Here is an 18,832-nt window from a genome sequence, read left to right as displayed (position 1 = left end):
AGGAGAAAATGTGGCTGTAGCAACTCGCGAACAGTACGATGAAATGTTGGATCGTGCAAAGGCTAATAAGTTCGCATATCCCGCAATTAACGTTACCTCTTCCCAAACGCTCAATGCCGCAATTCGCGGTTTTGCAGAAGCTGAATCGGACGGCATCATTCAGGTTTCCGTTGGTGGTGCAGAATATCTTGCGGGTCCCACAATTAAGGATCGTGTAGCAGGTTCTATTGCTCTTGCAGAATATGCACGTGTTGTTGCCAAGAACTACAACATCACCATCGCTTTGCATACCGATCACTGCGCAAAGCAGAACATTGATACGTGGATTCGCCCCATTATGGAGCTCGAAGCTGAGCAGCACAAGGCAGGCAAGGAAACCTACTTCCAGTCCCACATGTGGGATGGTTCCGCTGTTCCGCTTGAGGAAAATCTTGAAATCGCCAAGGAACTTCTCGCCCTTTCCCAGAAGTCCAACACTATTCTCGAAATCGAAATCGGTGTTGTTGGTGGCGAAGAAGATGGCGTCGTCGGCGAAATCAACGAAAAGCTGTACACCACCGCAGAAGATGGTTTGAAGACGGTCGAAGCTCTCGGCCTTGGCGAAAATGGACGTTACATCACCGCCCTCACCTTCGGAAACGTTCACGGTGTTTACAAGCCGGGTCACGTTAAGCTTCGCCCCGAAATCCTCGGTGACATCCAGAAGGAAGTTGGCGAAAAGGTCGGCAAGGAATCCCCGTTCGATCTCGTGATGCACGGCGGTTCCGGTTCCACAGCTGAAGAAATCGCAACAGCTGTGAAGAACGGCGTTATTAAGATGAACGTCGATACCGACACCCAGTACGCCTTCACCCGCCCGATTGCTGACTGGATGTACAAGAACTACGACGGCGTTCTCAAGATCGACGGCGAAGTCGGCAACAAGAAGACCTACGATCCACGCGCTTGGGGCCGTGCGGCAGAAGCCGGCATGGCAGCCCGCGTGGTTGAAGCATGCGAACGCCTCGGTTCTACCGGAACTCGCATGAAGTAAGGCGCTACTTGTAGCTGTTCGGTAGTTTAGCGAACATAGCGCGATGGGGAGAGTTGGGCATGTCCCGCTCTCCCCATTTCGCATTCTCTAGTTTTCCCATTAGTGGTTGTTCTTGTTGTGTGCGGTTCAGGGTTGTCGCGCAGTGAAGCTATCGCGTGAACATAATCCGTCGCGCTTCCATGTCCTACTTGTAACAGCTACTGTAAACTACTCTAAAATTTTTAGAGTAGAGTTTTGCCTGGTTTTAAGCTATTTTTTGCGTCTACTCTAAAGTACTGTAAACCTTTGCTTTACAGTAGGTGTAACTGCGGTTTCTAAGTTTTCGCCCCGGGAGTTTGTATGAGATCTGTAATACCTAGCCTACGTGGCGAAAATAGGTTCAACCTGTTCGCGTTAATCGTGAACGGTTTGCACGCCTGGACGGCCGGACAAATTAGCCAGGCTGGCTACAGCACCTAACCTAGAACAATATTCTCGAAAGGCTCACCGGCTAAGGCGTGGACAATCTGGCGTTCCACAAGATTCTTCATGCGTTGATGAAGGGCGCGAGTATTGCCACCATTGTGGGACGTAATAAGCTCGGCGCCTTTCCATAACGGATCATCAACGGCCAACGGCTCCGGATCTGTCACATCTAAAGCAAGGCGAAGCCTGGTCGAATGCTTCACCAGAGCCTGAGGATCAGCAAGTTTGCCACGCCCAATATTCAACAAAACCGCATTATCCTTCATGGCGGAGAGGAAACCGTCGTCAATAACACCAACAGTGTGTTCATTCGCGGGAAGCACAACAATAACCGCATCCTGCTGCCCAAGCAACTCCATACCTTGAGCAAGTGAATACACATGCCCGCGAGCATCCTCGCGCTCGCGAGAGGCAACGCGGGTTAGCTCAACCTCGAAAGGTTCTAGGCGACGCGCAATTTCATCACCAACACCACCAACACCGAGAAGCATAACCTTCTGGTCTGCTAGGCCCTGGGAGTAGAAACAATCCCAACGCCCCTCATCGGCACCACGAACCATACGCGGAATTTCACGAAAAACAGCGAGCAACATGGTGAGAGCCATCTCGGCGGTTGCCGTTTCGTGAACCGTTTTTGCGTTAGCAACCTGAATTCCTGCGGGTGGTTCGGGAAGCATATCGAAACCAATGGAGCCGATTTGTAGGAGGTGAGCGCCAGCTTTATTGGCAATATCAATACCGTTGCGAGGAGTCCAATGGCCGGTAACAATAATGTCTAGAGGGGCGGGAGTTTCGCCTTCGAGATCCCAACGAATAATATTGACACCAGGGGCAGTGATGTCAAAATCCCAAAACGGGTGAAGAGCAACATTAAGCGTGTCCATACTTAAGAGTAGCAAGATTGAGGAGAAGTGATGGAACAAGGGTTATCTATTGACTCTCGCGGTTTGCTAGGCGACGAAAATAAGCCTAAGGGTTCCGTGCCGAAAATACTGGCGTCGAAAGGCTTTATTCGCGTTCTCGTCGTTTTTTCGATCCTCTTCTTTTCAATCCTTGCCACTCAAGCATTCTTCGAGCTATGCGACCTGCAATTCCACCCTTACGCCAAAGCATTCGTGTACTTCGTTATGGTGGTTCTTTTCTTCGGAGCAATCGTTTTATCAACATTCGTTATAGTGGTGTTTTTTAATCAAAAAATGAGTAGCGTATGGGCACGGCGAACTTTTACATCCATTTTCTCCGGGTTAGCGGTAGTGGCCGTGTGTTTTTTCGCGTATATAACTCTGGTGGGATTTATTATCAGTGGGCTCGTTGCGGAAAAAAGTGGAATGAAGTATCAGGGAAGCATCGCAACGGAAAAGGGTAGATTTTGTGAATTTGTCTCTGCCGATTTGTCCTCGCTAAATTCACGAATGTTTTACCGTTGCCTTCCCCCATTGGCGATGGGTAAAAAATCCTACACCCTACAAGAAATTACAGATACACCATCAGCTTATGGTCTTGATCCTTACTTTCGGGATGAACGTCATAGCGCCACTGAAGGTGAGGGCGCGGGAAGAAATAATCCTCAAGGGCTCCATTCTGCACAGCCTGGAGGGCAATCAAACCAGGGTAATGACACGAATAAAGAGCAGGTGAAAAGGGATACCGTTACTCATTTTTCTGTAGGCCCTAAAGCGCGCAGATCGATTCAACCTGAAGTTTCGCTACAGCTTGGAACAGATTCGATTACGCTTTATACCTTGGATTTCGCAGGAAGCTCCGGAATTTACGGCATCGACACAAAAACAGGTTCCGCAAAGGTTGAAAATTCGACCTTTTATGCACTTATGCCCGCAGGTGAATCACGTTCAGCCGTCCTCCAGTTTCTTCCCACAACAACAAACTGGATATATATGACGCGAGATAGCGGATCTAACTGGACAGCACAAACCATTAACTTCCCCAGCAACTGGCCAGAAGAGAAAAAATACGTGCAGGATGCCCAACCTGGAAAACTAACCTTCGGTTACCCCAGATGGATAGGTGACGACGAAAAACTGGCAACCTGCACTCCCGCCCCACAATCTCAGCCGAACACGTGGAACTGCACGGTGAATTAGGCTGGTGTATTCAACGCTCTTGCGCCCGTAGTTATGTTCGACGAACCCTGTCCATACGCGAGGTAAGGGGGCGCGTAGCGGGCAAAATGGTAGGCAATGGTAGGCAATGGTAGGCAGTGGTAGGCAGTGGTAGGCAATGGTAGGCAATGGTAGGCAAGGGCTCCGTGCGCGAAACCGGGGAAGCGGCGTGGTGAGTCGCTTGAGTGAATGCGTGCTTATCGCGAGGTTTACGTGCGCGAAATGCTCAATAAACACTAACGCGTGCGGCCCGTCTGAAGTGATATAACAACAGACGTACCACACGCGTTACGTGTATATACGGCGACGGAACAACGTCGTCGTAAAACTTATGTCTTACGCGGAAACGCTACTTGGCAACGCGAGGCGTGCGCGCAATATACCGGTAAACCACAAGGTAGTAGACGATGCCGGCAACGAAAATCGCGCCACAAATTAGCATGATATTCGAGAAGGTTGCGGCAGCACCGGTCAGACCAGTGATGCTGGTGCTCTCGCCCGCCCCACCGAAGAGGCTACCGCCGAAGGTTGCGATACCGATGGACGCTGTAACGTTCATAATAAGATCGTTCAAACCAACGCCACGGCCGGATTCGCTTGTCGGGAGCGTGTCGATAACCGTGCTCACAACCGGCGCATACATCAAGCCTGTTCCGCCGTAGAACATGAAGGACATAATGTACACCCAACCCATGCCCTTATCGACGAAGAATGCGGGGAGGATGAAGGACAACGCCATAAGTGAGGCGGAGAAGATAATCACCGGGGTTCTGCCAATCTTGCGGACAATTGCTCCGGCCAATGTTGCCGTCACGGCCGCGAGGATGAAGGACCACGCGAGGTAATTCGAGACCTCGTGGGTTTCGAGATGGTAGACGTCGCGGGCGATAGCGTTCACCAACGGGCCCGCGCAGTAGTTCACGAAGTAGAACACGGCGATAAGGAGAATCGCGAGGATCCAGCGGGTGTTCTTGAAGAACGCCGGGGTGATGAAGGGGTTCTTTGCCTGGTGAATGTATATGCCGAACACGAGGAATAGTCCAATGGCGACGAGGAGCAACCACCACAGCTTGTAGCTGAAGAAAAGCGTCAAGAAGGCCGTTGCGAAACCGAAGATAAGGAAGCCCACTGTGTCCACCTTCGAACCTGTGCCGTTGTGATCGGGAAGGTTACGAAGGAAGGGAAGGAGCAGAATCGTGACGGCGGGAACCAGGAAGAGGAACTGCCAGCTGATTGCGCTCAAAATACCGGCGGCGAACACGCCGATTGCGGCTGAAACCTGGTAGCCGGCGCTGAAAATACCGAAGAAGAGCGCACGCAACGACGGCTTCAAATACTTCGTCGTCACAACGAGATACGCGGAACCCGCAACCTGCTCACCAGCGGTCTGGAGGACGCGCGCAACAATAACCGTCCACAAATTGGGCGTGAAGTAATAGTTAAGCAAGAACCCGAGAACGGAGCCTACAACCAGCATGCCGAGCCCGAAATACACGAGTTTCTTCAGAGAAACGAAATCGCCCAGGGACCCGTAAATGAAGCAGACGATCCCGAGAACAATAATCGGGAAGGAGGTAATGAGCGGTGCCTGCTGCGGCGCCCCCACATCTTTACCAATCTGCTGGAAAACGAGATTAAATCCCTGAAGGCACAGCGTTCCAAGAATGAAGGTGATGAGGAGCGGGATGAGAACGCCGATGGCCATCCGGTTATTTGCCTCAACCTCTTCTTGTGAAAGGGCTGCGCTGGGCGCAATATCCTGCGTTTTGTGTTTTGAGTTCATAGTTACCTCATGTTTTAGGCGTTGACGATGGCGCGACCAATGCGGTCCATGAATTCGCTGAGGAATCGTGGAACGTCGACATCAATGGCGACCTTGGTTGTTTTCACGGGGTCATTGAGGCGCGTTGTGTCGCCGATGGTGCGTCCCCGTGTGGCACCATCCGTATCGACTTTCAGGTTAATATCGAAAGTTGTCACAAGTGTTGGGTCAATGGCAACCGCGACGGCTAGCGGATCGTGAAGCCCGCATCCGCCAAGGTCCGGTGCCGTGGTTTCGTAGGCTTTGATGTAGTAGTCCGTCATGTCTGCCATGAACTTTCCGGCTTCGGTGCCGGTGTCGCGCCACTGCTTGGTTTCCTTGTATGTCAGGAGAGTCTGAAGGGTGACATCCAAGCCAATCATGGTGGTGCGCATTCCGGAGCGGAACACAAAATCGGCCGCTTCGGGATCCTGAGAAATATTTGCTTCGCTCCAACCGTTGACGTTTCCGCATGTTGTGAGCGCTCCACCCATGAGGACAACGTTGGTTAGTTCATCCACGAGTTTGGGGTGCTTGCGGATTGCGGCGGCAAGGTTTGTAAGTGGCCCTGTGGGAACGTAAACAAGATCCTCGCCGTATTCGTGGGCTGCTTCAATAATGAAATCAACGGCTGGGGTGGATTCTGCCTCGCGTGAGGGTTCGGGAAGTGTGATATCGCCGATTCCGTTCTGGCCGTGAATAAATTTGGAAATTTCGAGCGTTTCGAAGCCGTCGGTGGCTTCCGAATGTGGAACTCCGGGGAAAACTTTGACTTCCGGATGCCCAAGGAGTTCGGTTATTTGGAGTGAATTCTTCATGCCCAGTGGCAGAACAACGTTTCCGTATGTGCCGGTAATAGCAATAAGTTCGAGTTCCGGGCTACCTAATGCGTAGGCAATTGCGAGCGAATCATCAACACCTGTGTCGAGATCAAGAATGATTTTTTTCATGGACTTCTTCTTTCATGCGTATCGTGTTGCGTCTACTTTGACGTCACGCGGGTTTCAACTATCCGAATTTTTCCCTTCCAGCGTGGAATGTTTTGACCCGTGTATTACATCCTAATCTAGCCCCCCCCTCATAGAAAAATGCGACATATTCAGCTTTTCGTTAACTTTTTGTTCAACATTTTTCGTTACTATCGAATTTTTTAGCGTCTCTTTTTAGTTTTTTCGACGACGACGGAACCGCGCATACAGTTTTCGCTGATATAGCAGCGTTTTGCTGTGCAGAAAAGCGGGGCGCCGCCTGCCGTTGGCGTTTCAGAAAAGCTGTTTTGCGGTGGGAAAAGTTTGGGGTGGCGACGCGGCTACCCGTCGTCGTAAAAATTGAGAAAAGCGGGGAAAATTGGGATTTTTAGGACTTTATGTGCGACAGTCAGGATCGGCGTGTCGCGAAATTGTGGTAAAATTGTAGTTTCGGACACATTTTAGGGTATTCTTGCTATGTGGTTTCATTCCACAGGTACTGAAAGTAAGGGAAAAGATGTCGGAAAACGCCGCGGTTCGCCACGAAGGTCTCGTATATTTTGATCAGGGGCAGAGTGCATACAGCTCGGGCGATATTCAGCAGGCAGTTAAGAAGTATCATAAATCCTTAGAAATTTTTGGGCAGGAACCGACGCTCTACATGGAACGCGCAATCGTGAGCGGGCAGCTGGGGATTGCGTTAAAAGCATCGGGAAACATGGATGCGGCGGCAGATTATTTAGGTCGTGCTGTTACGCTATTCCAGCATTACCCGGAAAATGCGGACGCCATGCTTTCGCTGGGGAATTGCTTCTGGCACCTGGGCGAAATTAGTGAAGAATCCGGGGATTTTGACGCGGCGAAAGTGTCCTACAACCAGGCATATGCCGCCTATCGCAGTTCTTCAAAAGGGCAAACTTTCCAAGTTGAAGTCTTGCAGAAACTTCGAGATATTGGGTAGATCGATGCCGAAGCGGATACTTGGCGTGGCAGTTTCTAGCGAATATAGGCCGGCATAATTTCGGAAAAGTCGGTTAATCACAACGGGGTGCGGGTAGTGGCAACGCATGTGATTCGATATGCAAACATAATGGTTTGTAGCGCGGATATGTGCACTCAATTCGATATAGTGGGGTATCGAAATAGCTCCCGACGAGGGAAACTTTTCTCGGGTTGACGATAGTTTTCTCAGGTTGGTGAACTTTTCTCGGGTTGGGGATAGTTTTCTCGAGCGAACATAGAGAGATATGGTGGTGACATATGGCAGATGCGGAGAAACTTCTTCTTTCAGGGATGGCAGCCCTGGAGCGCGGAAGTGAAGCAGAAGCACGAAACCTCTACGTTGAAGCGCGCGAAGCAGCCGGCTCCGGAGAATTTCCGGGCGTGACGGATCCGGACGCCCTGTATTTTGCGGGCTTGGCCTGCGGGCAGCTAGCAGAGGATCCTTTCCCCATTATGAAACGAGCTGTTCGCGCCTATGAGGCTCGCGACGTGCCGAGCCTCAGGGGTGCAAGGGCGTATGAAACACTCGGTTATTTCCTTCAATCATCGGGCGATTCTTTGCGTGCCGGTGAAGCTATGATGCGGGCGCAAGGCATGTATTCGCGCCTTTATGGCTATTCTTCTCATGAATCTAATGCGGCATACAATGCCGGCGTGTCTTTCCAGCTCGGTGAAGATTATGAACGTTCTCTGGCAGCCTTCGACCTGGCGAAATCTGTGTCGGATGTGTTGCCTGGTTTTGATCTTGGACATGCCATCATTGAACTCAGTCGCTCAGATGTGTTGTTGCGTGTGGGCAGGTCGGTAGAGGCTGAAGAAGGTTTTCGGTTCGCTGTTTCCGAGTTTTCCTCTGTTCCGGGTAACGAGTTACTCATTTTGGAGGCACGATTCGGTGTTGGACGGGCACTCGTCGCGCAGGAAAGATATGAGGAAGGCGTGAAAGAACTGTATGACGTCGCCAATAACACCGCGGAAATCGCCGAAACTCATTTCCGTATGGGCACCGACGAGTCCGCGTTGGTTGGCTACAATGCTGCGGAAACGAGCGCTCGCGCCCACCACCAGTTGGCGGTGGGGTATGCTCAGCTGGGGCGCCTCCATGATGCCTACACGGCAATGAACATTGCCGCATCATCATATGACGCCATGGAAGATGTTTTTGGCGCGGCGCATTGCCGGGGCCTTGTAGGCGATATTTGTGCGGAAAGTGGCGATATTATGGGGGCGCGCAAAAATTTCACCCTCGCTATTGAGATGCTGGAGAAAGCCGAGGACGAAGCGTTAGGCTACGGATTGCCACCTGCCGCGGCCCAGGATCTCGAAGAATTCCGGGCGAAACTCCAGGCCGTCAGCGGGTAGACATGCGCGCCACCAGGTTGCTCGCAATTCAGTTGCGTGTTGCGCGTTAATCAATCCAGCTTCCGTAAGAAATATTCGGACGATCTTTTTTGTCCACTTCAGGAAGCGAACGCACATTACCCAGGAACGTTCCCGGCCCAACAGCTGCGATAATGCGCACGGGTTCGTCGTTCTTATTTTCCAAACCAATCTTTTCATCTGCGGCCACAAGAACACTGTGCCCGGGAGCTAGCCTATGCCGAGTATCTCCATCCAGCACGGTAATCGTTCCAGAAACGATGTGGAGGGCTAGTGTTGAACCGGCGTGCGTATGGGGAGGCGCCGTGACTCCGCGCGGAATATACAGTTCAAACATGGCAACGTTCGTATCCGCATCGCCGACGAAAGGCGTAATAATAGGGTTTCCTTTTCCGGGGGAGAAGGAGGGAAGATCTTTGCGTCGTGTAATCTGCATGGCAACTTCTTTCTTAGAACACTTACGGTACAACAGTACACGTATCGTGTAGCACTCGTCACTATGTTGGTGGGGTGCGAGAAAATGTACGACGAAGGTGCGTAATGTACGACGAAGGTGCGCGCTACTTTTCAGTAACGCGCACCTTGAAACACGCCGTTGCCTTACTGCTGTATTCCAGATAAGCCAACGTTTACCGTAACCGAAGCCGTCGAAATGAGAGTATCAGTACCGCAATCCTCGCAACTTCGGTGTTCGGTTCTTGCTAGGCAATCGGCTGACCGTCGACCTTCCAAATATCGCGCCCATAATCGGCGATTGTGCGGTCGGAGGAGAAACGGCCGGAACGGCAGATGTTAATCCAAACCTTGCGCGCCCATTCTTCCTGGTTGCGGTAATCTTCAGCCATGCGATCACGTGTTGCACGGTAGTTGTCGAAATCGCCGAGAACATAGTACACATCCGGACGTTCCCAGGAGGTTCCGTCGAGCAGGCTGGCAAGAAGATCATGGAAATCGCCTGTGCCGCCGTCGCTGAGGGTTCCGTCAACAAGAGCGTCGAGTACGCGCTTCAAACCGGGAACAGTCTCATACTTTTCACGCGGATTGTAGGACGTCATGATGGTTTCCAGCTCTTCTTCGCGGGCACCGAAAATGTAGGCATTTTCTTCACCAACAGCGTCAACAATTTCGACGGTTGCGCCGTCCATTGTTCCCAGCGTCAATGCGCCGTTCATCATGAACTTCATATTTCCAGTACCGGAGGCTTCCTTACCGGCCATGGAAATCTGTTCGGACACATCGGTAGCAGGAATAATGTATTCAGCCGGGGAAACATTGTAGTTCTGAACGAAAACAACTTTGAGGGTCTTGTTCACGGCTTCGTCGTTATTGACGAGATTCGCGATTTCGTTGATGAGCTTAATGATTGCCTTGGCGCGCTTGTATCCGGGAGCTGCCTTCGCACCGAAAATAAAGACGCGAGGAACAACATCCATATCCGGATTGTCCTTCATGCGGAAGTACAAATCGAGAATATAGAGAGCATCCATGAGCTGACGCTTGTATTCATGCAAACGCTTAATAATCGTGTCATATACGGCGTCGGTGGGAACCTCAATGCCGTCGCGACGCATAATCCAGGCGGCGAACTCTTCCTTATTCGCCTTCTTGATCTCCATCAAACGGCGATAAATATCCGGATTTCCCTTTTCTTCCAAGGTGGCGAGCTTATCAAGATCCGTCACCCATGAATCGTCGCCCATAACTTCGGTAAGAAGTGCGGAAAGGCGAGGATTGCAGTTATTCAGCCAACGACGCGGAGTGACGCCGTTCGTCTTATTGTTGAAACGTTCGGGCCAAATATCATGCCAATCATGGAGGGTGTCGCGCTTCAAAATATCGGTGTGAATCGCTGCCACGCCGTTAATGGAGAAGGACGCATAGCAGGCAATCCATGCCATGTGGACACGGCCACCAGAAAGCGGAGCCATATAGTCAATCTTGCCCTGATCGAAACCACGTTCGGCCAATTCGGAACGGAAACGGCGATCAATTTCGGTAACGATTTCGAAAATGCGGGGGAAGAGCTGCATAAAGATGGACACTTCCCACGTTTCGAGGGCCTCAGCCAAGACGGTGTGGTTCGTGTAGGCGAAGGTTTCAGTTACGATCTTCCACGCTTCTTCCCAACCGATACCTTCTTCGTCAAGAAGGAGGCGTATAAGTTCCGGAACAGCGAGAACCGGGTGGGTATCGTTAAGCTGGATGGAGTTGAACTGACCAAAGGTCTTAATATCGCCGTGAGCTTCCTTGTGTTCTTCAATCAGGCACTGTAGGGAAGCGGAGCAGAAGAAGTACTGCTGGCGTACGCGAAGAACCTTGCCCTCATAGGTTGTATCGTTCGGGTAGAGAACGCGGCAAAGATCCATAACGCGCTCGCGTTCAACAATGGCGTCCGTGAAGCGCTGTGAATTGAAGGCATCGTAGTCGAATTCTTCCATCGGCTCAGCTTTCCACAAACGCAAGGTGTTGACGTTGTCGGTGCCGTAGCCGGTGATGGGCATATCGTAAGGAACTGCGTTGACATCCATGTCCGCGAACTTCACATGCTTAGCTTCTGCTTCGCGTCGAATAACGAAGGGGCTACCGGTTTCCATCCATGGATCGGGGCTTTCCTTCTGGAATCCGTTCTCGAAGCTCTGCTTAAACAGGCCATAACGGTAAAGAATTCCGTAACCGGTAACGGGGAAGTCAAGTGTTGCACATGAATCCATGAAGCATGCGGCGAGGCGCCCAAGGCCACCGTTACCCAGTGATGCATCAGGTTCTTCATCGAGCACGTCAGCAAGGTTCAAGCCGTATTCTTCGAGGGCTTCGCGAGCTTCATCAACCATGCCCAAGTTGGCGAGGTTGTTGAGCAGTGCACGTCCCATCAGGAATTCTGCGGAAAGGTAGGAAGCACGCTTGACGCCCTTATACTTCTTTGTTGTCTTGTCCCAGTTATCGGCCAATTTCGACATTGTGAGGGCCGAGAGGCCTTCCCAATAATCGTGGACGGACGAGTCTGAGGTGTTCTTGCCCGAAACGGCGCGTGTGAAACTTCCGAGGCTCGGTGTTAAATCTGTTGACATTTTTCTCCTAAAAAAGCACGAAAATGCGTTCTCATGTTATCGAATTGCGACGAGGTTATGTGTGATGTTCCGTTAATTGTGAGTATTTTAGCTGTGATATTTAACCAGTTTTGAAGAACGACGATGTAGTTGCGGGGTTTTTGGCACCGGAAACATGCTTTTAGCTTTTAACGGAAAGTCGAGACGACGCATGTGCGTGTTTGGGGACGATTAATTGTCACGGGACGTGCGGGGGAGAGGGGAGGCGGGATGCGCGGAGGTGAAGAGACATGGGACGTGCGGGGCGAAGCACGCCTGAAGTAGGGGTGTTTATGTAGGACGTGTTGTGTGGGGCGTGTTGTGTGGGGCGTGTTCGCCAGATGGGTAATTTGGCCTCAACCTTCCCAAGGAGTCTATAAATCTGCCCAGATGCGACAATTTTTCGCTAGTATAGGGAGGTAAAGCGGGACGGCATGCGCTCGTTTGGTTTCTGAAGCGTTAGCCCGAATTCTTTACAATGATGTAACGAACAAGGAGTTTAGGTATGCCCGCAGTCATTATTCTTGGCGTCCAATGGGGCGATGAAGGCAAAGGCAAAGCCACAGATCAGTTGGGGCAACGTGCAGATTACGTTGTGAAGTTCAATGGCGGAAATAACGCCGGACACACGGTGTCCGTGGATGGCGAAAAGTTCGCTCTCCACCTTCTTCCCTCGGGAATTCTTGCCCCGAATTGCGTGTCGATTATCGGCAACGGTGTCGTCGTCGACCCTCAAGCACTTTTTGAAGAAATTGACATGTTGGAATCACGCGGTGTGAACGTCGATAATCTTCGGATTAGTGCGAATGCACACGTCATCACACGCTACACCAAAATGTTTGACGCAATTAATGAGGAAGCCTTGGGAGAAGGACACAAAATTGGCACAACAGGGCGCGGAATTGGCCCAACGTATGCGGATAAGGCGAGTCGCATCGGCATACGTATCCAAGATTTGTGCCACCCAAAGAGATTGCGCCAGCGTGTTGAGATTGCGCTTGCGCAGAAGAATCTTCTACTTGAGGCACTTGGGCGCGAAATAATTAGCGTCGATTGTGTGGTCGAGGAGCTTCTTGCGTATGGCCGGCGAATCGCCCCCATGATAATCGACGCATCCAAGGTCCTGAACGACGCCCTGGATGCAGGAAAAACCGTGGTGTTTGAAGGCGGGCAGTCCACGCTTCTCGATATTGACCACGGAAATTATCCGTATGTCACCTCGTCCAATGCGACGGCCGGTGGCGCGATTACGGGAAGTGGCGTTGGGCCAACCCGTATCGACCGCGTGGTCGGGATTGTGAAAGCCTACGCAACCCGCGTTGGTGAAGGTCCGTTCCCCACAGAATTAAAGGGCGAGGAAGGTGACTGGTTGCGTAACGCCGGTGCCGAATTCGGAGTGACGACGGGACGCCCGCGTCGCTGTGGCTGGTACGATGCGCCCGTCACCCGCTACGCTTCGCGCGTGAACGGTTTAACGGATCTGGTATTAACGAAATTGGATATTCTTACCGGGTTGGAACAGATTCCGGTGTGTGTTGCCTACGAAATTGACGGGGAGAGGGTTGACGAGTTCCCCGTCGACACGTGGGATTTCTCCAATGCGAAGCCGATTTACGAGTACCATCCGGGCTGGACAGAAGATATTTCAGGAGCGAAAACCTTTGACGAATTGCCAGAGAACGCTCAAAAATATGTTCGTTGGCTGGAGAGCATGAGCGGATGCCGGTTCTCGCTTGTTGGAGTTGGGCCCGATAGGAACCAAACAATCGTTCTTCACGATTTGTTGGATGCCCCGACGCGCTAATAAAGGTGATGTGGTGGCTTGAGGCGCGCCACGCATTGTGTCCGTGTTATCAGGTGTGTGAAACAGTCGGTTTGAGCGCAGGCTTTCCGCGATTCAAGATGGGATTTGTTGAAGAAGGCTGGTCAATTCAGGCAGGTAAGACACGTGGAAACCTCGGCAAGATTTCCTCTTTTGGCCGTCAGTGAAACGCACAAAAAATATGTCACACATTTTGCATAAAAAGGTGAAAACAAAAGGCAAAAGGCCCCCATATTTATCTGGAAACCAGGTAGAGTTATGAATGTGGGAAACTTTTACAAAAAAGTTCCACAAAATCAAAATCCTTCTGTCATATCCAGTGACAGAGAGAGGAGAATCGCGTGTCTACTCCATTCACAGGTGGAATAAAGCCGATATTACGTGGGTGGTCTCGCGTTTATGCGGGAAAGGTTCGTGATCTTTACCGTCCTGTCGATAGAAATCCACTTGTGGGGCAGGACGTGTATCTTGTGGTCGCATCAGACCGCATGACGGTTTTTGATCACGTTATCCCTACTCCCATCCCCGATAAAGGCAAAATTTCAACGGCACTATCAACATGGTGGTTTGAGCAAACCGCCGATGTTGCAGAAAATCACCATACAGATATTCCGGTGCCGGAAGAAGTACGAGAGCGCGGAGAAATTGTTCGCGCACTTCACATGCTTCCCTATGAAATCGTAGTTCGTGGATATATTACGGAACGAACCCTGCGCGAAATAAATATTTTGGAAAAGTTGGGCGAAGATATTAGGAACATTAAAGAATATCGCTTGGGCGATATGTTGCCAGAGCCGTATATAACTGCCGCGCGTAAAGCCTCACCGGGCAACCCGGATAAACCCATCTCTTGGGAAGAATTCCGGTGCAGCGTGGGAGAAATCTCTGCTAGCACAGTAAAAGAAAAAGCGATTGCCCTCTATAACCGTGGGCACCAAATCGCCGCCAACCGCGGTTTAGTTATGGCTGACGCAAAATTTGAGTTCGGTACGGATCAGGATGCCGGGAGCACGAAACTCGTGTTTGCGGACGAAGCCTTCACTCCTGATTCCGCACGATACTGGTTGGCAAAAGATTACCGTGAATATATCGAAAACGGAGTGGCAGATCCGGAAGGAACCCACACCCTTCGCTCCTACGATAAGGAAATGGTCGCATCGTGGCTGACAAGCAGTGAATGCACGTGGGATAGGAGTCTCGGTGGGCTGGCCCCGCCACTACCGCAACATATTGTTGATCAAACACGAGCGCGTTACGTGCGTGTGTTCCAGATGCTCACTGGACAACGCTGGGATTAGTGCGGTTTATCGTCGTACAAAACTAACCAAAAATATTCATTGCGCGCACGGATTAGCAACATGGGTTTATAATTCCAAAGTAGTTTTTCTACACGACCCAAGGAAACTCTACAGTAAGGGAAAAATGAATACGTATTCGCAAAAAGTATATGAAAAGGTGGTTGCCGATAATCCGGGTGAACCAGAATTCCATCAAGCGGTGTATGAAGTTTTTGAATCAATCGCACCTGTGCTGGATGCACATCCTGAATATGAAGAGCACGCAATTTTGGAACGCATTGTTGAACCGGAACGAATTATTTCCTTCCGCGTGCCTTGGGTAGATGACGCAGGTAAAATTCATGTAAATAAAGGTTACCGCGTTCAATTTAACTCCGCGCTCGGCCCGTATAAGGGCGGTTTGCGTTTCCATCCAACCGTATACCTCGGAATTTTGAAATTCCTCGGTTTTGAACAGATTTTCAAGAATGCGCTGACGCGCCAACACATCGGTGGCGGTAAAGGTGGATCCAATTTCGATCCCAAGGGCAAGTCCGATGCCGAAATTATGCGTTTCTGCCAGTCCTTCATGACGGAACTTTCCCGCCATATCGGGTTGACTGTTGATGTTCCTGCTGGAGATATTGGCGTAGGCGGACGCGAAGTTGCCTACATGTTCGGGCAGTATCGCCGTTTGCGCAACGCATTCGATGCGGGTGTATTAACAGGTAAGGGACTTGGTTTCGGTGGATCGCTTGTTCGTACCGAAGCGACGGGTTACGGCGCCGTGTACTTCGCCAACGCCATTCTTGAAACAAAGGGCGATAGCTTCAAGGGCAAGACAGTCCTTATTTCCGGTTCCGGCAATGTAGCGATTTATGCTACTGAAAAAGCACAGCAGTTGGGTGCGACGGTTGTGACCGCCTCCGATTCCTCAGGCGCGGTGTACGATCCCGAAGGAATCGATGTTGCACTCCTCAAGCAAATCAAAGAAGTTGAGCGCGCACGTATTTCCGAATACGCTGCCCGCCGTGAATCTGCACGTTTCGTTGCAGGTGCTAAGGCCTGGGATGTCGACGAATGGGCAGCCACAGCCGATATTGCCCTTCCTTGCGCAACCCAGAACGAACTCGATGAAGAACACGCCAAGAAGCTGATTGCCGCGGGCGTCAAGCTCGTTGCAGAAGGTGCAAATATGCCGACCACTTTGGAAGCAACAAATCTCTTCCAAGAGTCCGGTGTTGCTTTCGCGCCAGGTAAGGCCGCGAACGCTGGCGGTGTGGCAACTTCCGCACTGGAAATGCAGCAAAACGCTGCGGGACAGTCCTGGAGTTTCGAGGATGTTGACGCCAAGCTCCACGCTATTATGCAAGACATCCACGATACCGCCCATTCTGCTGCTGAACGCTACGGCAAGCCCGGAGATTATGTTTTGGGCGCTAACGCCGCGGCGTTTGAAATGGTTGCAGATTCCATGATTGCGCAGGGCCTGATCTAAGGGCAGAATCCTATTTAACTAGGCAGAGCTTATCTCATTGAGAAGGGCGAGGCTGGTTCTCCGGCCTCGCCCTTCTTTGTGTGTGGAGGCGAGTGTAAGCGTTCTGGGCTATAGGACAATAATGGAGGATTTCGTCGGGATTTTTGTTGTGTTGTCACCGTTTTCTGGGGGGGGGGGTAGCTGTTGGTGGTGGTCAACAGGTTGGTTGGACAAAATTGGAGGATTTGATTCCGGCTTTCGTCGTCCTGCGGTCGAAACCCATACTGGTTAATGTGCTACTGTGGCTAAGCGTGTAACGGGAGGAAAGAGATAAAATGGCGCGCAAAATTGATTCGGTTGAAGGAATGCGTGTGCTTGCTTTACATGCAACAGGCTCGCAACTTAACGCAAGCAACACTCGGTTAGCTGTGCGTTATGCCCTTCAGAATATTGCTGAACTTCATCCAGGGCATGCCGTGGAGATACGTGTACCCTACGCTGGCGCAGTCCAAGCGTTTGAAGGGCCTAACCATCGTCGAGGTACGCCACCCAATGTTATTGAGACGGACCAAAAAACCTTCCTTGACCTCGTAACAGGGTTAACAAGCTGGGATGAGGCAATGCGCGACGGAAAAATTGATGCCTCAGGGCAAAGAGCAAACCTCAGCGGAACCCTGCCGATGTATTCGCGTACAACATTGGAAAGGATTGCCGGGCAAGGCGAGGCGTGAAGCGGCCTGAAGTGTCTATAGTTTGGGCTGCTGTGGCTGGGGTTGGGTTTGTAGTACTTGCTGGCTGGGATTGTGGCGCCTGGTGCTGCGGAAGGCGAGTTTTTGGGCGGGTTGGCCTGAGTTGTTCGGGTTGCTCGCGACGCCTGGCTTAGGGGAGTGTGGCGCAAAATTAGAGATAGGGCGTGGAGTAAACAAACGTGTGGCGGGGGCTATCATTGGGAAGCCCCCGCCACAGCGATGAAATATGTAAGAACTAGAACTTTACGAAAGATTGATTATTCCGTTGCGGGCGGAACATCGCGCGGATCCCACGCCGGTTTATCCTCGTTATATTCATCGTCGTCTTCAAAATCGACATAATCTGCGTAGCGATCAACATAGCGATCATCTTCATCATCTGAGTGATGTCCACGAACAAGTTCACGTTCTAAAGCTGCGTAATCGGTATCCGGTGTATGGTACTTGAGGTTTCTGGCTACCCTACGCTGCTTAGCCTTTTGACGGCCGCGCGCCATGGCTCGACCCCCTCTTTCTCTCGCAAAGGAGTACTAAACTCCCAACCTGGTATTTTCTCTTCACTATATTAGCGGTAAAACCTTAACATATGCTACATATCCTGAAAAGTGTGAACTAGAAAAGCTTTACCACACATACTCGGCATATGTTTAGCGCCTACGCCACCGAGAAATTGTAAGAACTGCCACTCCAAGAACCGCAATACCGGCACCGGCAATAATGCCCAGAGCCTTAGGCTCGCCCTCACGAGCATCATTAACCACGCCCGACACAAAACCGGAAAAACCAGAACGTTCTTCCGGATACGTATCATAAGCATGTTTGCCCGACGAAACAGCGCCCTCATTCGTCGTATCTTCATCGGAGAAAGAAGCGACAGAGGACTTCACATCCTGGGCAACATCGCGTACGGCATCAACCATGTCGTGCGCCTTAGCACGCGCAATATCCTTCGCGTCAATCACTTTTTCCTTCACGGTTTCAGCTACGGAAAGCGTTTTTTCTTTAGCTGAATTGGCGACATTCTTTGTCACAACACGTGGATCGAGGCGGTTAACCAACTCATTAACGGTGTTCGTCAATTCAACGCGAGTACGTTCAATGTCTCGGCGAATTTCTTCCGGGCTACGATCATGAAAACTCATTTTGCCAAACCTTTCTTTACCGCATCTACATTCTCTGACATGTTGCCAGCAAAATCAGTTTTGTATGTACCCGACTTCTTCAACATGGCAATGCCGACACCCGCAAGAATGAGAATAAAGACCAGAAGGATAACAGCTACGGACAAATAGCCTGCCCACCAGTGCCCCCACCACAACGCCTTAAACGCCGCGGCAATCGTGTGAAGAATGAAACCGAACATGAAGAGGGAAAGCACGCCGGCTACAGCTAAAAGAACCCCGCCCTTACCCAGGTTGAGAATTTTATGCTTGTAACTCTTTTTCGTGTATTCAATTTCGTCGTGGACAAGTGAGGAAAATTGAGACGTCACCGTCGCAAATAATTCACCGACGCTACGTTGCTCAGAGGCTTTTGCGACGTTTTCGCGCGCCTGTCCACTATCCATTGATACGAAGCCCTCATTGGTAGAGGGACGCGATTGGCCAGAACTAGATGATTCCTTACGTAAACTCATTATGACCCTTTCACGGCTA

At 51.0% G+C, this 18,832-nt stretch carries 17 protein-coding genes; 9 read left to right on the top strand and 8 right to left on the bottom strand.

The window, feature by feature from the left end:
• Positions 1–10 precede the first annotated feature (10 nt).
• A complete protein-coding gene (gene fbaA / locus G445_RS0105615; protein WP_022866572.1) occupies positions 11–1,033 on the top strand; it encodes a class II fructose-bisphosphate aldolase in 1,023 nt (340 codons plus the stop codon).
• 455 nt (positions 1,034–1,488) lie between these two features.
• Here the strand turns inward: fbaA and G445_RS0105610 are convergent, their stop codons facing one another.
• Positions 1,489–2,382: an NAD(P)-dependent oxidoreductase gene (locus G445_RS0105610; RefSeq protein WP_022866571.1), complete on the bottom strand. Its 894-nt coding sequence runs from the start codon at positions 2,380–2,382 to the stop codon at positions 1,489–1,491.
• A gap of 30 nt (positions 2,383–2,412) precedes the next feature.
• Here G445_RS0105610 and G445_RS0105605 point away from each other — a divergent pair, with 30 nt between their 5' ends.
• Entirely contained in the window at positions 2,413–3,600 is a 1,188-nt protein-coding gene (locus G445_RS0105605) for a hypothetical protein (RefSeq protein ID WP_022866570.1), read from the top strand.
• Between the two features lie 367 nt (positions 3,601–3,967).
• On the opposite strand, the gene G445_RS09935 is transcribed toward G445_RS0105605, so the two are convergent.
• Positions 3,968–5,401 carry an MFS transporter gene (locus G445_RS09935; RefSeq protein ID WP_022866569.1) on the bottom strand — a complete coding sequence of 478 codons (1,434 nt, stop codon included), beginning with the start codon at positions 5,399–5,401 and terminating at the stop codon, positions 3,968–3,970.
• Between the two features lie 14 nt (positions 5,402–5,415).
• On the bottom strand, positions 5,416–6,369 hold the full coding sequence (locus G445_RS0105595) for a nucleoside hydrolase (protein ID WP_022866568.1): 954 nt from the start codon (positions 6,367–6,369) through the stop codon (positions 5,416–5,418).
• 535 nt (positions 6,370–6,904) lie between these two features.
• Here G445_RS0105595 and G445_RS0105590 point away from each other — a divergent pair.
• Together G445_RS0105590 and G445_RS0105585 are read left to right on the top strand one after the other, a co-directional pair.
• Entirely contained in the window at positions 6,905–7,348 is a 444-nt protein-coding gene (locus G445_RS0105590; protein WP_022866567.1) for a tetratricopeptide repeat protein, read from the top strand.
• Between the two features lie 299 nt (positions 7,349–7,647).
• Positions 7,648–8,748 carry a TRAP transporter TatT component family protein gene (locus G445_RS0105585; protein WP_022866566.1) on the top strand — a complete coding sequence of 367 codons (1,101 nt, stop codon included), beginning with the start codon at positions 7,648–7,650 and terminating at the stop codon, positions 8,746–8,748.
• A 46-nt stretch (positions 8,749–8,794) separates the two neighbouring features.
• Here G445_RS0105585 and G445_RS0105580 read toward each other — a convergent pair whose 3' ends face one another.
• Positions 8,795–9,202, bottom strand: a complete 408-nt coding sequence (locus tag G445_RS0105580; RefSeq protein ID WP_022866565.1) for a cupin domain-containing protein — start codon at positions 9,200–9,202, stop codon at positions 8,795–8,797.
• 265 nt (positions 9,203–9,467) lie between these two features.
• Positions 9,468–11,834, bottom strand: a complete 2,367-nt coding sequence (locus tag G445_RS0105575; protein WP_022866564.1) for a glycogen/starch/alpha-glucan phosphorylase — start codon at positions 11,832–11,834, stop codon at positions 9,468–9,470.
• A gap of 523 nt (positions 11,835–12,357) precedes the next feature.
• Between G445_RS0105575 and G445_RS0105570 the strand changes: the two genes are divergently transcribed.
• From G445_RS0105570 to G445_RS0105550, 5 genes are all read left to right on the top strand, one after another.
• Complete coding sequence (locus G445_RS0105570; protein ID WP_022866563.1) at positions 12,358–13,656, top strand: adenylosuccinate synthase; 1,299 nt, start codon at positions 12,358–12,360, stop codon at positions 13,654–13,656.
• 53 nt (positions 13,657–13,709) lie between these two features.
• On the top strand, positions 13,710–13,841 hold the full coding sequence (locus G445_RS11920) for a hypothetical protein (RefSeq protein ID WP_306718316.1): 132 nt from the start codon (positions 13,710–13,712) through the stop codon (positions 13,839–13,841).
• Between the two features lie 174 nt (positions 13,842–14,015).
• Complete coding sequence (locus tag G445_RS0105560) at positions 14,016–14,972, top strand: phosphoribosylaminoimidazolesuccinocarboxamide synthase (RefSeq protein WP_022866561.1); 957 nt, start codon at positions 14,016–14,018, stop codon at positions 14,970–14,972.
• 124 nt (positions 14,973–15,096) lie between these two features.
• On the top strand, positions 15,097–16,449 hold the full coding sequence (gene gdhA / locus G445_RS0105555; RefSeq protein WP_022866560.1) for an NADP-specific glutamate dehydrogenase: 1,353 nt from the start codon (positions 15,097–15,099) through the stop codon (positions 16,447–16,449).
• Between the two features lie 314 nt (positions 16,450–16,763).
• On the top strand, positions 16,764–17,159 hold the full coding sequence (locus G445_RS0105550) for a sterol carrier family protein (protein WP_022866559.1): 396 nt from the start codon (positions 16,764–16,766) through the stop codon (positions 17,157–17,159).
• Between the two features lie 275 nt (positions 17,160–17,434).
• Here G445_RS0105550 and G445_RS0105545 read toward each other — a convergent pair whose 3' ends face one another.
• The 3 genes from G445_RS0105545 to G445_RS0105535 form a co-directional block, all read right to left on the bottom strand.
• On the bottom strand, positions 17,435–17,674 hold the full coding sequence (locus tag G445_RS0105545; protein WP_022866558.1) for a DUF3073 domain-containing protein: 240 nt from the start codon (positions 17,672–17,674) through the stop codon (positions 17,435–17,437).
• Positions 17,675–17,824: 150 nt separating this feature from the next.
• Positions 17,825–18,319: a DUF3618 domain-containing protein gene (locus tag G445_RS0105540; RefSeq protein ID WP_022866557.1), complete on the bottom strand. Its 495-nt coding sequence runs from the start codon at positions 18,317–18,319 to the stop codon at positions 17,825–17,827.
• A complete protein-coding gene (locus G445_RS0105535) occupies positions 18,316–18,813 on the bottom strand; it encodes a phage holin family protein (protein ID WP_026420976.1) in 498 nt (165 codons plus the stop codon). Before G445_RS0105535 ends, G445_RS0105540 begins: the two co-directional genes overlap by 4 nt.
• Positions 18,814–18,832 lie beyond the last annotated feature (19 nt).

It is taken from the genome of Actinotignum urinale DSM 15805, assembly GCF_000420445.1.
GTDB lineage: Bacteria > Actinomycetota > Actinomycetes > Actinomycetales > Actinomycetaceae > Actinotignum > Actinotignum urinale.
This window is presented reverse-complemented; position numbering and strand designations above follow the sequence as displayed.

What these genes read in the sequence shown, in the direction of transcription:
- G445_RS0105610 (WP_022866571.1), bottom strand. Translation starts at nt 2,382, where the DNA reads ATGGACACGCTTAATGTTGCTCTTCACCCGTTTTGGGATTTTGACATC.
- G445_RS0105605 (WP_022866570.1), top strand. Translation starts at nt 2,413, where the DNA reads ATGGAACAAGGGTTATCTATTGACTCTCGCGGTTTGCTAGGCGACGAA.
- G445_RS09935 (WP_022866569.1), bottom strand. Translation starts at nt 5,401, where the DNA reads ATGAACTCAAAACACAAAACGCAGGATATTGCGCCCAGCGCAGCCCTT.
- G445_RS0105595 (WP_022866568.1), bottom strand. Translation starts at nt 6,369, where the DNA reads ATGAAAAAAATCATTCTTGATCTCGACACAGGTGTTGATGATTCGCTC.
- G445_RS0105590 (WP_022866567.1), top strand. Translation starts at nt 6,905, where the DNA reads ATGTCGGAAAACGCCGCGGTTCGCCACGAAGGTCTCGTATATTTTGAT.
- G445_RS0105585 (WP_022866566.1), top strand. Translation starts at nt 7,648, where the DNA reads ATGGCAGATGCGGAGAAACTTCTTCTTTCAGGGATGGCAGCCCTGGAG.
- G445_RS0105580 (WP_022866565.1), bottom strand. Translation starts at nt 9,202, where the DNA reads ATGCAGATTACACGACGCAAAGATCTTCCCTCCTTCTCCCCCGGAAAA.
- G445_RS0105575 (WP_022866564.1), bottom strand. Translation starts at nt 11,834, where the DNA reads ATGTCAACAGATTTAACACCGAGCCTCGGAAGTTTCACACGCGCCGTT.
- G445_RS0105570 (WP_022866563.1), top strand. Translation starts at nt 12,358, where the DNA reads ATGCCCGCAGTCATTATTCTTGGCGTCCAATGGGGCGATGAAGGCAAA.
- gdhA (WP_022866560.1), top strand. Translation starts at nt 15,097, where the DNA reads ATGAATACGTATTCGCAAAAAGTATATGAAAAGGTGGTTGCCGATAAT.
- G445_RS0105550 (WP_022866559.1), top strand. Translation starts at nt 16,764, where the DNA reads ATGGCGCGCAAAATTGATTCGGTTGAAGGAATGCGTGTGCTTGCTTTA.
- G445_RS0105545 (WP_022866558.1), bottom strand. Translation starts at nt 17,674, where the DNA reads ATGGCGCGCGGCCGTCAAAAGGCTAAGCAGCGTAGGGTAGCCAGAAAC.
- G445_RS0105540 (WP_022866557.1), bottom strand. Translation starts at nt 18,319, where the DNA reads ATGAGTTTTCATGATCGTAGCCCGGAAGAAATTCGCCGAGACATTGAA.
- G445_RS0105535 (WP_026420976.1), bottom strand. Translation starts at nt 18,813, where the DNA reads ATGAGTTTACGTAAGGAATCATCTAGTTCTGGCCAATCGCGTCCCTCT.